The sequence below is a fragment of the Enorma timonensis genome, assembly GCF_000321165.1.
Lineage (GTDB): Bacteria > Actinomycetota > Coriobacteriia > Coriobacteriales > Coriobacteriaceae > Enorma.
Genome location: NZ_CAPF01000063.1, coordinates 56,023 through 66,914, shown reverse-complemented (window position 1 = coordinate 66,914; position 10,892 = coordinate 56,023). Strand labels below are relative to the sequence as shown.

The window sequence follows — 10,892 nt, the reverse complement described above, 5'->3', positions numbered from 1 at the left end:
GCACCCGGCGCTCGGCGAGGAGCCCGCCCGCCCGCGCCGCGAGGGCGCCGCGCCGCTGCCGGAGTCCGCGCCGATCCTCTTCGCGCTCGCCGGCAACCAGAACTGCGGCAAGACGACCCTCTTCAACCAGCTCACCGGCTCGAACCAGCACGTGGGCAACTTCCCCGGCGTCACCGTGGACCGCAAGGACGGCCAGATCAAGGGCCATCCCAATGCGACCATCACCGACCTGCCGGGCATCTACTCGCTCAGCCCCTACACGAGCGAGGAGGTCGTGAGCCGCCAGTTCATCCTCCAGAACGACCCCAGCGCGATCATCGACATCGTGGACGCCACGAACATCGAGCGCAACCTCTACCTCACGCTCCAGCTCATGGAGCTCGACCGGCCGATGGTGCTCGCGCTCAACATGATGGACGAGCTCACGCAAAACGGCGGCACCATCGACGTGAACGCGCTCGAGGCCGCGCTCGGCATCCCCGTGGTGCCCATCGCCGCTGCCAAGAACGAGGGCATCGGCGAGCTCGTGGAGCACGCCCTGCACGTGGCGCGCTATCGCGAGCATCCCGGCCGCGTCGACTTCTGCTCGCCCGACGGCCCGGACGGCGGCGCGCTCCACCGCTGCATCCACGGCCTCATCGAGCTCATCAGCGACCACGCGGAGGCCGCGAACATCCCCGTGCGCTTCGCCGCGACCAAGCTCATCGAGGGCGACCACCTGGTCATCGAGGCGCTCGCGCTCGAGCAGAACGAGCTCGACGCGGTGGAGCACATCATCCAGCAGATGGAGGAGGAGGCGGGCACCGACCGCATGGCGGCCCTCGCCGACATGCGCTTCAGCTTCATCGAGCGCGTCTGCGGCGCGAGCGTGGTGAAGCCGCACGAGAGCCGTGAGCACCTGCGCTCCGTGGCCGCCGACCGCATCCTCACGGGCAAGTACACCGCCATCCCGGTGTTCATCCTCATCATGGCGCTCGTGTTCTGGATCACCTTCGATGCGGTGGGGCAGCGCCTCTCCGATCTGCTCGAGCTCGGCATCGAGGCGGTCACCGGCATGGCTGACCAGGCGCTCACGGCGTTCGGCCTCAACCCCGTGGTGCATTCGCTCGTGATCGACGGCATCTTCGCGGGCGTGGGCAGCGTGCTCTCGTTCCTGCCCATCATCGTGGTGCTGTTCCTTCTGCTCTCCATCCTCGAGGATTCCGGCTACATGGCGCGCGTGGCCTTCGTGATGGACAAGATCCTGCGCAAGCTGGGGCTTTCCGGGCGGAGCTTCGTGCCCATGCTCATCGGGTTCGGCTGCAGCGTGCCCGCCATCATGGCCACGCGGACGCTGCCCTCCGAGCACGACCGCAAGATGACCGTCATGCTCACGCCGTTCATGAGCTGCTCGGCGAAGCTGCCGGTGTACGCGCTGTTCTCGGCCGCGTTCTTCCCCCACCATGCCGCGCTCGTGATGATCTCGCTCTACCTCATGGGCATGGTGGTGGGCGTGCTCGTGGCGCTTGTGCTCAAGGGCACGGCGTTCAAGGGCGACCCCGTGCCGTTCGTCATGGAGCTGCCCAACTACCGCCTGCCGAGCGCCAAGACGACGATCATGCTCGCGTGGGACAAGGCGAAGGGCTTCGTGACCAAGGCGTTCACCATCATCTTCGCCGCGAGCGTGGTCATCTGGTTCCTGCAGACGTTCGATATCCGCCTCGACGTGGTGACCGACCAGGCACAGAGCATGCTCGCGATGCTCGGCACCGCCATCGCGCCCATCTTCGCGCCGCTCGGGTTCGGGAGCTGGATCGCCGCCGCGGCGATCGTGGCCGGCTTCGGCGCGAAGGAGAACGTCGCGGCGACGCTCACCGTGCTCATGGGCGGCTCGGTCGCCGCGCTCTCGACGCTCTTCACGCCGCTCACGGCCTACACGTTCCTCACGTTCGTCCTGCTCTACACGCCCTGCGTGGCGGCCGTCTCCGCCGTGCGCAACGAGCTCGGCACGCGCATGATGTTCGCCGTGGTGCTCATGCAGTGCGGCGTGGCGTGGGTCGTGGCGTTCATCGTGCACGCAATCGGGCTGATGCTCGGCTTGGCCTGATAAAGGTGTGATAAAAGGTGTCAGACACCTTTTTATCACGGGCGCGGGCGGCCTAGCCGAGCACCTCCACCTGGCAGCTGCGCATCGTGGCGAGGGCGGCCTCGTGCGCCTCGGGCGTGACGCCGGCGCAGAGGGCGGGGTCGACGGAGACGGGCACCTCGGGCAGCGCGGCCTTGATGAGGAGTGCGTTCGACACCACGCAGATGTCGGTGCACACGCCCACGAGCTCGATGGATTCGATGGGTTCCTCGGCATTGCGGCGGGCGAGGTAGTGCGCGAGCGCCGTCGAGCCGAACGTGGGCTTCTCGAAGACGCGCGCCTGCCGCTCGCGCTGGAGCTCGGCGAGCGCGGGGATGAGCTCCCAGCCCGGCGTGCCCTTGATGCAGTGGGGGACGGGCAGGTGCTCGCCCTCCTGGGTGGCAAGGTAGTTTTCGCCGTGCGTGTCGAGCGTGAAGATGAGCTCGCCGTCGAACGCGCGGGCGGCGTCCACGAGCGCGGGCGCGATGGCCTGCGCCTCGGGCGTCCCGAGCGCGCCGTCGACGAAGTCGTTCTGCATATCGATCACGATGAGATACCGGTTTGCCATGATTCCTCCCAAGCCGTTGAGCGATACGCGCGGCGGGTTCGCCCGTAGCGGGCGGGCTCGCTGCGGCGCATAATAATCTGGTCACGATTATGCATCAGAGCCGAGCGGATCGGAGCAGAGGGCATGGCGGGTTACCAGCATATTTCGCACGGGTTCGAGCCGGTGTTCGACGAACGGTCGCGCGTGCTCGTGCTCGGGTCGTTCCCGTCGGTGCTGTCGCGCGCGAACGCGTTCTACTACGGCAACCCGCAGAACCGCTTCTGGCGCGTGATCGCCGCGTGCACGGGCGAGCCGGTGCCGCCGAACGAGGGGGAGGCGCTGCCGGGCGACGGCGGCCGCGCGACGCTCGCCGCGTCGATCGAGGCGAAGCGCGCGCTCCTGCTGCGCCACGGCATCGCGCTCTGGGACGTGATCGAGAGCTGCGACATCAAGGGGTCGAGCGACGCGAGCATCCGCAACGTGGTTCCCGCTCGCATCGAGCGGGTGACCGAGGCGGCCTCGCTGCGCGCGGTGCTATGCAACGGCGGGACGGCGGCGCGGCTGTACAAGCGCTACCTGCAGGAGCGCACGGGCATCGAGGCGCAGGCGCTCCCCTCGACGAGCCCGGCGAACGCCGCGTGGAGCTTGGAGCGCCTCACTGCGCGCTGGGGCGAGGCGCTGGGGGCGTATCTCGAGTAGGATCGGCTCAAGGTTGGGACGGATAGCCGAGCGTTTGCTCGGCAGCGAAGCACTTATGAGTTGCGTGGGGCACCATGGTGACATTGCCCCGGACATCAGCGTCATTCTCGATTGCCCGAGCGCTTTGTATGGGATTTAGCGTGATGGATGCTTTGAACGGCAACGGCTCGAGCGCCGAATCCGAACGGAAGCTTAGTCGCTCCGAGTAGAGATGGGCTTGTGTCCGGGAAACCTGCAGGTCGGTGCGAGGTGCGGTTCGGATGTACTTGCCAGGATCGCGATTCCGTTCGGATTCGGCGTTCGAGGTATTGGGGCGCGAGCCGAAAGCGCTCAGCAATGCCCGGGAATCGTGCGAGGAAGCAACTCGCTCTACCGCATGGCCGGGCGCGCTTACCAAATCGGCCGGGGGCGGCGCGATGCTCGCGCGATTACCGCGGGAGGTGCGATGCTACGGCGCGCCAGAGCGGGTGCGGGGAGGCGACGGTGATGGCGTCGCCGCTCGCGTGTGACGGGTCGACGCCGAGCAGGGTGTCGAGTTCATCGAGCGCGCAGCCCATGCGCACGGCAGCGACGAGGCGGTCGATGGCGCGGGAGACGGGCCTTCGCCACATGCCGAGGCGCGGGGCGTGCATGAGGCGCGGGATGAGCGCGGCGTCGGTGATGACGGTGCCGCCGCACCATGCAAGCGATGCCTGGGCGCAGGCGCGAGCTGCGTCGTCGAGGACGTGCACGCCGTCTGCGCCATCCGCGCGCGCGGCACAGGCGATGCCGTAGATGCGCGTCCCCGGCATGAGGTGCCCGCGTGCGGCGAGCTGGGCGAGCGCTGCTCCGAGCTCCTGTGCCGCGAGCCCGCGGGTCGGTTCCGCGTCGTCCAGCGCATACGCCGCGACGACGGCGTCGCAGGTGGCAAGTGCTGAGGCTGGGCACACGGCGTCTTCCCCGTCCGTCACGCCCCACTCGTCCTCGCGCGAGACGTCGATGCGCAGGAGGGGAGGGTGTGCCGCCGCTTGGGGGTCCTTGCTCGAGAGGCGCGCGTAGGCAATGAGCGCCGCCCGGAAATCGTCGAGCACGAGGCCTGCAGCGGAGGCGTTTGCCGGGAGGCTCACGAGCGCGATGCGCTGCGGCGCCCGTACTGCCGTGCGTGCGTGCTCCATGCTCATGCTAGCTCCGTTTCGATCTGGACCGAGTCGGCGAGGTTGCGCGCCTGGGGCCATTCCACCCCGCCGCGCACGTCGAAGGTTACGCTCACCTTCCAGCCCTCCTGCAGCTCAATGGGCTCGCGCGACGCCGGTACGGACTCATCCGCACCGCCCGCATCCGCCGGCTCGTCGGGCACGTTGTAATCGTAGGCGGTCGTGCTGTCGGCGCTGCAGACGATATAGCGCGATGGGAACTGCTCGGTGTATCCCATGTCGACGACGAAATCGCCGAATACGCCGTTGCTCGCTACGACGGTTCCCTCGATGACGATGTAGTCCGGTGTGTTCGCGCGCACGCAGTACAGCAGGATCAGGGCGAGGAGCACCGCGAGCGCCCCGCAGGCGATGGCGATGAGCGCGCGCCGGCGGTTGGGCGACGCGGGAGGTTCGGCGGACTCATCCGCTTCGTCCGGCACCTTCGCAACGTCGTCCGAGCTCGACGCTGCCGGCGTGGGCGCCTCGCCGCCGGCTTCGGCATCCCGCCCGATACCCAGGAGCGCGTCGAGCTCCACGCCGTAGAGCCGCGCGAGCGCGATGAGGTTGTCGGTGCCGGGGACGGACTCCCCGCACTCCCATTTCGACACCGCCTGCCGGCTCACGCCGAGCTTGCGGGCGAGGTCCTCCTGGCTGATGCCGTGCGCGCGGCGGAGCTCGTACAAGCGCTGGGCGATCGTGGTGCTCATGGCGGCTCCCTTCGCGTTGCCGGATGCGGTGTGCCTGGAATTGTGCAGTTCCCAGTCTAGCGATTGGTGCCGTGCCGGCCACCATCTTCGGCTGGCAATTCCGCAACCGGCGGTTGCACGGCCTGTGAGCTGCGGATTTCAGCAGTTGCACGTGGCTCGCCCCGTGCGTGCTACCAGGCTTGCCGACGAGCCCGCCCGCCGCGGCGTTCGTCTACCCCGCCCGTGCTCGGCTACTCGCTGCCCAAAAACGCGCCGGACTGCCGGCTCCACAGCTGCGCGTACTCGCCCCCGGCGTCCACGAGGTCCGCGTGGCGGCCGTCCTCGACGATCTCGCCGTCGCGGATGACGACGATACGGTCGAGCGCGGCCACGGTCGAGAGCCGGTGCGCGATGACGAGCGAGGTGCGGCCGCGCATGAGGTTCTCGAGCGCGTCCTGGATGAGCTTCTCGCTCTCGGAGTCGAGCGCGCTCGTGGCCTCGTCGAGCACGAGGATTGGCGCGTCCATGAGGATGGCGCGCGCGATGGCGATGCGCTGGCGCTGCCCGCCGGAGAGCTTCACGCCGCGCTCGCCCACCTGCGTGTCGAGGCCGTGGGGGAGCCGCTCGATGAACTCGAGCGCGTTGGCCTCGCGCGCGGCGCGCAGAATCTCGTCCTCGGTGGCGTCCGGCCGGCCGTAGGCGATGTTCTCGCGCACCGTGCGGTGGAAGAGGAGCGGCTCCTGCGGCACGTATGCGATGTGCTGGCGCAGGCTCACCTGGCTCACATGGGCGATGTCCTGCCCGTCGATCAGGATGCTGCCGCCCGTGAGGTCCGCGAGGCGCAGCAAGAGGGTGGTGAGCGTCGTCTTGCCGCTGCCGGAGCGCCCGACGAGGCCCACGCGCTGGCCGGCGGGGATGTGCAGGTTGAAGTCGCGGAACACCGCGTCCTGGGCGCTCGCGTCCGCGTAGTGGAAATCGACGTCCACGAAGTCGATCGCGCCCGCGGGCACCTCGAGCGCGGGGGCGTCCGGATCGTCGGCCACCAGGCGCGGCTCGTCGAGCGCGACGGTGAGGTCGTGCGCTTCTCCGAAGGAGCGGTTGATCTGCTGGAACATCTGGGAGAGCATGTTGAAGCGGCCGGTGAGCGAATTGGTGTAGGTGAACATCATGACGAGCGTGCCGGCGGAGATGCCGAACCACGCGTTGCCGCCGGCGATGAACACCGCCGCGAGCCCCATCATGCACACGATGAGCGAGCTCGTCACGGCGCCGGTCTTCACCGTGCGGCGCATGCGCTTGCTGTCCGCCGCGCGCACCTCCTGGTTCGCCTGCTCGAAGAGCCCCTGCTCGTAGGCCTCGCGACCGGCGGTCTTCACGGCGAGGATGTTCGTGATGGAATCCGAGAGCTCGCCCGAGAGGCGGTTCTGCGCCGCGCTCGCCGCCGCGTTGATGGGCAGGATCTTGCGGTAGAGCTTGAAGACGATGGCGACGTAGGCGGCGAGCACCACGACGAGGACGGCCACGAAGGCGGGGGCGAGTGGCGCGAGCATGCATATGGTGAGTACGGCGGTCGAGGCGGTGGGCAGCGCCGAGTAGGTGAAGTTGTCCATGAGCAGGCTGTAGGCGGAGATGAACTTCTGCGTGGAGCTCACGAGCGCGCCGCCGAAGCGGTTGGTGTGGAAGGTCATCGACTGGTTCGAGAGCGTGTCGAAGGCCAGGCGCCCGAGCTCGTAGCCGGCGCGGATCTCGAGCTTCGCGCAGGCGTAATCCTGCAGCTTGCTGCAGACCTGGCCGGCGATGTTCACGGCGACGAGGGCCGCGATGTAGGGGCCGAACACGGGCAGCACGTCGTTTGCGGCGACCCCGCCCGCGCCCACGCGATCGACGATCGCGCCGACGATGAACGGGTTGGCGAAGGTGAGGAAGAACACATAGCCCAGGGTCGCGGCGACATCGAGCGCGAACATGGGCAGTTGGATGCGCGTGACGCCCCAGAAGTAGTGGAGCGTGCGGCGCGTGACGGACGGTGTGCCATGCGAAGAAGGGGAGGCCACGGGTGCTCCTTTCAGCCAATTGCAACGTTGCAAATTTACCCCAGGGGTTATTTTACATTCGTTGTAAAAACACCCCTGGGGTTATTTGACATGGAGCTTTCGTGCGCGCTTGACGCCCCGGCCGTCACGCGGCATACTAGTCGCTGGTTCACGCACGAATCCGCTGCCAGAGACAGCCGGTGCCACGGGCTCGCCGCAAGACGCGCCCAAGGCTCAATGGGGAAACCCGCCAGCCGAGGTGGTGAGCAGATAGCTCTCATGTCTTCTCGCCCCCGTCGCTCGAAGCAGCGCGGGGGTTTTCTTTTCCAAGACATCCCCGCAGGTCTTAAAGCGGGTCGTGCCTGGGAAAAGCAACGAGGAGGTGTACCAGATGCCACAGCAGTACAAGATCGACAAGGTTGCCGAGATCGAGTCTCGCATCCAGGAGAGCAACGGCGTGTTCGTCGTTGGCTACAACGGTCTCACCGTGAAGCAGGCGCAGGAGCTGCGTCACCAGCTTCGCGAGGCCGGCGCCGAGATGAAGGTCTACAAGAACAACCTCACCCGTCTTGCGCTTAAGAACCAGGAGCAGCCGGAGATCGACGAGATCCTCGTCGGCCCGCTCGCCTACGTGTTCTATTCGCAGGATCCGGTGGAGCCCGCGAAGGCGCTCAAGGAGTTCGCTACGAAGTCCAAGGGCGTCCTCGAGATCAAGGGCGGTATCTCCGAGGGCAAGGCGGTTTCGGCCGAAGAGGTCAACGCTATCGCCGACCTGCCCACGAAGGATCAGCTCCTTGGTCAGATCGCTGGCCTCATCAACGGCTTCGCCCGCGATATCGCGGTCTGCGTCAACGGCGTTTCGAGCGGTCTCGCCCGTACCGTCCAGCAGATCTCGGAGCAGAAGGCTGCGTAGCGCAGCGCGCGCGGTTCTGCCGCGCACCCCGGCGCGCTCGCGTGCCGCCTGATACGTTCATTACCGTGCCCACTGGCACGGCAACCGAAAGGATTGCTTACCATGGCTAAGCTTACCAACGAAGAGATCATTGAGGCTCTTAAGGAAATGACCCTGCTCGAGGCTTCCGAGCTCGTCAAGATGATCGAGGACACCTTTGGCGTCTCCGCTGCCGCCCCCGCCGCCGTCGTGGCCGGCCCCGCCGCTGGCGCTGCTCCCGCCGAGGAGGAGAAGTCCGAGTTCGACGTCGTGCTCGAGGGCTTCGGCGACAACAAGATCGCCGTCATCAAGGTCGTCCGTGAGCTCACCGACCTCGGCCTCAAGGACGCCAAGGCCAAGGTCGAGGCTGCTCCGACCCCCATCCTCGAGGGTGCCAAGAAGGAGGACGCCGAGGCCGCCAAGGCGAAGCTCGAGGAGGCCGGCGCTGCCGTCTCCCTCAAGTAGTTCGCTGCAGGCCGTGCGCCTGCGAGCTTGCGCTTGACGCCGAAGGGCGAGACCTGATCCGGGTCTCGCCCTTTTTTCATGTCTGGCGGGGGAGGAGACGGCGCAGCGTCCCCGACGGAGCGGTTTTGTGTCGGATCTCGCCCGAAAGTGGTGGAAAAATTCAGATATGCACGATTGCGGCCGCGGATGGCGGGCGTTGCGGCTCGGGCTGCGAGACGAATCCTGGGGAAATGCGGGGAATCGGTCTGGTTTTGCGGTGCCGATCGCTTGAGCGCGCCCGTTTTGGTGCCTCCAATCGTGCATATCTGAATTTCTCCACCATTTTTTGCGGGCGCGCATTGAAAAACTGTTCGCGCGGCGCAAAAAACAACCCTTGCCGGACTTTATGGGGAATGTCCCGCGCGCGCGACGCGGGGGCGCATCCGTGTGTATCATGGTCAACGATGAAAACGGATGCTGGGGGTGGGTTTCGACCGCGCGCAGGCGCCTTGCGGGGCGCGCCGCGCAGCGCTTGCCCGGTACACGAGAGAGGGAGCTCCATGCCGCAGAAGGTTCTCGTATTCGATTTCGGTGCACAATACGGCCAGCTCATCGCCCGCCGCGTGCGTGACCTGCACGTCTACTCGGAGATCGTCCCGTGCGACATCACCGCGGACGAGGTGCGCGCGCTCGAGCCCTCGGCGATCATTCTGTCCGGCGGCCCGGCGTCGGTATATGCGGAGGACGCGCCGTCCATCGATCCCGGCGTCCTCGAGCTCGGCATCCCCGTGCTGGGCTTCTGCTACGGTCACCAGATCATGGCCGTGACGCTCGGCGGCGAGGTGGCTCACTCCGAGGTGGGCGAGTACGGCCCGGCGACCATCGAGCGCGAACGTGAGAGTGCGCTGTTCAACGCCACGCCGCTCACGCAGACGGTGTGGATGAGCCACCGCGATGCGGTGAGCCGCGTGCCCGAGGGCTTCACCGTGACGTCGCGCACCGAGGTCTGCCCCGTGGCGAGCATGGAGTGCCCGGAGCGCAAGCTCTACTCCACACAGTTCCATCCCGAGGTGCGCCACACGGAGTACGGCCAGCAGATCCTCTCGAACTTCCTCTTCGGCATCTGCGGGCTCGAGCCCGATTGGACGATGGACAACCTCGTGGAGTCCATGACCGCGCAGATCCGCGAGCGTGTGGGCGAGGACCGCGTGATCCTGGCGCTGTCGGGCGGCGTGGACTCGAGCGTCGTCGCGGCGCTCGGCGCGCGTGCGATCGGGCGGCAGATGACCTGCGTGTTCATCAACCACGGCCTGCTGCGCAAGGGCGAGCCGGAGCAGGTCGAGGAGGTCTTCACCAAGCAGTTCGACGTCGACTTCGTGCACGTGCACGCCGAGGAGCGCTATGCCGCGCTGCTCGACGGCGTGACCGAGCCGGAGGAGAAGCGCCGGATCATCGGCACGCAGTTCTGGAAGGAGTTCTTCGCGGTCGCGCAGGAGCTCGAGCGCGACGGCCGTCCGGTGAAGTACCTGGCACAGGGCACGATCTATCCCGACATCATCGAGAGCGGTGCGCGCAAGACGGGCGGCAAGGCGTCGACCATCAAGAGCCACCACAACCTGATCCCGTTCCCCGAGGGCGTGCACTTCGACCTCATCGAGCCGCTCGACCACTTCTTCAAGGACGAGGTGCGCGAGCTGGGTCTGGCGCTCGGACTGCCTGAGCACATCGTGTACCGCCAGCCGTTCCCGGGCCCGGGTCTGGCGATCCGCATCATCGGCGCGGTGAGCCCGGAGAAGCTCGAGATCCTGAAGAACGCCGACGCGATCGTGCGCGAGGAGCTGGACGCGTACAACCAGCGCCTGTTCGAGGCGACCGGCGAGCGGAACAGCGAGCACAGCTGCTGGCAGTACTTCGCCGTGCTGCCGGATATCAAGAGCGTGGGCGTGATGGGGGACGAGCGCACGTACGCGCGTCCGGTGATCCTGCGCGCCGTCGAGTCGAGCGACGCGATGACCGCCGACTGGGCGAAGCTGCCGTACGATGTGCTGGCGCGCATATCCGGTCGCATCGTGGCGGAGGTGCCAGGTGTGAACCGCGTAGCGTACGACATAACGTCGAAGCCCCCCGCGACAATCGAGTGGGAGTAGCGAACACACGTTCGATAATATATAATATCATCCGCTGAAGCCATGGCACCCCATGGCTTCACTTTTTGAAGAACCGGTTGCCAAGCTTGCCGTCCTCCTTGGATGCTCTCATTTTCAAATTGTTCT

At 66.9% G+C, this 10,892-nt stretch carries 9 protein-coding genes; 5 read left to right on the top strand and 4 right to left on the bottom strand.

The features are described 5' to 3' along the window. Positions 1-2,086, top strand: a 2,086-nt coding sequence (gene feoB, locus BN423_RS07710) for a ferrous iron transport protein B (RefSeq protein ID WP_019239686.1), incomplete at its 5' end; no start/stop codon positions are given. A gap of 52 nt (positions 2,087-2,138) precedes the next feature. Here feoB and BN423_RS07705 read toward each other — a convergent pair. Beyond that, positions 2,139-2,672, bottom strand: coding sequence for a cysteine hydrolase family protein (locus tag BN423_RS07705; RefSeq protein ID WP_019239685.1), 534 nt, complete (start codon positions 2,670-2,672; stop codon positions 2,139-2,141). A gap of 123 nt (positions 2,673-2,795) precedes the next feature. Between BN423_RS07705 and BN423_RS07700 the strand changes: the two genes are divergently transcribed. Then, positions 2,796-3,350, top strand: a complete 555-nt coding sequence (locus BN423_RS07700; RefSeq protein WP_019239684.1) for a uracil-DNA glycosylase family protein — start codon at positions 2,796-2,798, stop codon at positions 3,348-3,350. Positions 3,351-3,778: 428 nt separating this feature from the next. Here BN423_RS07700 and BN423_RS07695 read toward each other — a convergent pair whose 3' ends face one another. The 3 genes from BN423_RS07695 to BN423_RS07685 form a co-directional block, all read right to left on the bottom strand. Further along, positions 3,779-4,510 (bottom strand): hypothetical protein, encoded by a 732-nt coding sequence (locus BN423_RS07695; RefSeq protein WP_019239683.1) that lies wholly within the window; start codon positions 4,508-4,510, stop codon positions 3,779-3,781. Further along, a complete protein-coding gene (locus tag BN423_RS07690) occupies positions 4,507-5,232 on the bottom strand; it encodes a helix-turn-helix transcriptional regulator (RefSeq protein WP_019239682.1) in 726 nt (241 codons plus the stop codon). Before BN423_RS07690 ends, BN423_RS07695 begins: the two co-directional genes overlap by 4 nt. A gap of 230 nt (positions 5,233-5,462) precedes the next feature. Beyond that, positions 5,463-7,265 carry an ABC transporter ATP-binding protein gene (locus tag BN423_RS07685; protein ID WP_019239681.1) on the bottom strand — a complete coding sequence of 601 codons (1,803 nt, stop codon included), beginning with the start codon at positions 7,263-7,265 and terminating at the stop codon, positions 5,463-5,465. A 370-nt stretch (positions 7,266-7,635) separates the two neighbouring features. Here BN423_RS07685 and rplJ point away from each other — a divergent pair, with 370 nt between their 5' ends. From rplJ to guaA, 3 genes are all read left to right on the top strand, one after another. Then, the gene (rplJ, locus tag BN423_RS07680) at positions 7,636-8,157 is read left to right on the top strand and encodes a 50S ribosomal protein L10 (protein WP_019239680.1); all 522 of its coding nucleotides are present in this window, start codon (positions 7,636-7,638) and stop codon (positions 8,155-8,157) included. A 102-nt stretch (positions 8,158-8,259) separates the two neighbouring features. Further along, positions 8,260-8,640: a 50S ribosomal protein L7/L12 gene (rplL, locus tag BN423_RS07675; protein ID WP_019239679.1), complete on the top strand. Its 381-nt coding sequence runs from the start codon at positions 8,260-8,262 to the stop codon at positions 8,638-8,640. Between the two features lie 539 nt (positions 8,641-9,179). Continuing rightward, positions 9,180-10,766 carry a glutamine-hydrolyzing GMP synthase gene (gene guaA, locus BN423_RS07670; protein ID WP_019239678.1) on the top strand — a complete coding sequence of 529 codons (1,587 nt, stop codon included), beginning with the start codon at positions 9,180-9,182 and terminating at the stop codon, positions 10,764-10,766. Positions 10,767-10,892: the final 126 nt, after the last annotated feature.

What these genes read in the sequence shown, in the direction of transcription:
- BN423_RS07695 (WP_019239683.1), bottom strand. Translation starts at nt 4,510, where the DNA reads ATGAGCATGGAGCACGCACGCACGGCAGTACGGGCGCCGCAGCGCATC.
- rplJ (WP_019239680.1), top strand. Translation starts at nt 7,636, where the DNA reads ATGCCACAGCAGTACAAGATCGACAAGGTTGCCGAGATCGAGTCTCGC.
- BN423_RS07705 (WP_019239685.1), bottom strand. Translation starts at nt 2,672, where the DNA reads ATGGCAAACCGGTATCTCATCGTGATCGATATGCAGAACGACTTCGTC.
- rplL (WP_019239679.1), top strand. Translation starts at nt 8,260, where the DNA reads ATGGCTAAGCTTACCAACGAAGAGATCATTGAGGCTCTTAAGGAAATG.
- BN423_RS07700 (WP_019239684.1), top strand. Translation starts at nt 2,796, where the DNA reads ATGGCGGGTTACCAGCATATTTCGCACGGGTTCGAGCCGGTGTTCGAC.
- guaA (WP_019239678.1), top strand. Translation starts at nt 9,180, where the DNA reads ATGCCGCAGAAGGTTCTCGTATTCGATTTCGGTGCACAATACGGCCAG.
- BN423_RS07690 (WP_019239682.1), bottom strand. Translation starts at nt 5,232, where the DNA reads ATGAGCACCACGATCGCCCAGCGCTTGTACGAGCTCCGCCGCGCGCAC.